A 1,075-nucleotide genomic window follows, 5' to 3' on the forward strand; every position below is an offset into this window, starting at 1 on the left:
TGTTCTTATTTCGATTCACCATGGTTTAGGCGCCGGTATCATTCTTGATGGGCGAGTTCTTCAAGGCCGCCACGGTAATATCGGTGAACTAGGGCATATTCAAATTGATCCCAACGGGAAGCGATGTCACTGTGGCAACATTGGTTGCTTAGAAACGGTTGCCAGCTCGCAAGCGATTCGTGAAGAAGTGGTGAGACGCATCTCTGAAGGTGAAGCCTCTATTCTTGCGGATCAAGAAGAGATGAGTATCGAAAGTATCTGTGAAGCCGCGGCCACTGGCGATCCTCTCGCGGATGATGTGATTGAAAAATTGGGACGCTATTTAGGTTCTGCAATTGCTATCGTGATCAACTTGTTTAACCCAGAAAAGATTTTGATTGGTGGGGTAATTAACCAAGCGAAAGAGGTGCTTTATCCAGCCGTTCGCCGTTGTATTGAAGAACAAAGCTTGCCTGTTTATCACCAAGATCTTGAGCTGGTGGAATCTCGCTTTTATAAACAAGCGACGATGCCGGGCGCTGCGCTGATAAAACAAGCTCTGTATGATGGGCAGTTGTTAATGAAGGTGGTGGAAGGTTAATCACTTCTTTCTATCTTTAATTTGATTTAGGGTGTGGCTCAAGAGCGCACCCTTTTTTGATCTTAAAAAGCCATCAAATGACGAATCTGAGCAGCAGTGCATTGCTATGTGCACGTCATTGATGTAATTTGCACTTATATCTAATTTGGCTCATGATGTTAAACGTATCAAGCTAACGTATTGAGTTTACTTAGATATCTATACACTCATTAAAAAACGTCGCCTTGTATTCTCAGCAAGGTTTCCAATAAAGAGTGAAAAATAATCGTTCAGAATTTAGGTAGTAGTATGTCCGGAGTTTTAAATACGGTTGATCAGCGTACGAACTTAGTGGGTGAAAACCGACTGGAACTTTTGCTGTTCACGTTAAACAGTCGTCAGTTATTTGCGATTAATGTGTTCAAAGTGAAAGAGGTGATAAAGCTTCCGCCGTTGACTAAGCTGCCTGGCTCACACTACAACATCCGTGGTGTTGCTTCTCTTCGAGGTGAAGCC

General features: G+C 43.3%; 2 protein-coding genes. Both read left to right on the top strand.

Annotated elements, in window-relative coordinates; all coding sequences use genetic code 11:
- The coding region (locus tag R7070_RS26375) for an ROK family protein (RefSeq protein WP_318141540.1) at window positions 1-580 on the top strand (580 nt) is incomplete at its 5' end.
- 288 nt (window positions 581-868) lie between these two features.
- On the top strand, window positions 869-1,075 hold a 207-nt coding region (locus R7070_RS26380; protein WP_318141541.1), incomplete at its 3' end, for a chemotaxis protein CheW.

The sequence above is a fragment of the Vibrio sp. 1557 genome (assembly GCF_033340175.1).
Lineage (GTDB): Bacteria > Pseudomonadota > Gammaproteobacteria > Enterobacterales > Vibrionaceae > Vibrio > Vibrio alginolyticus.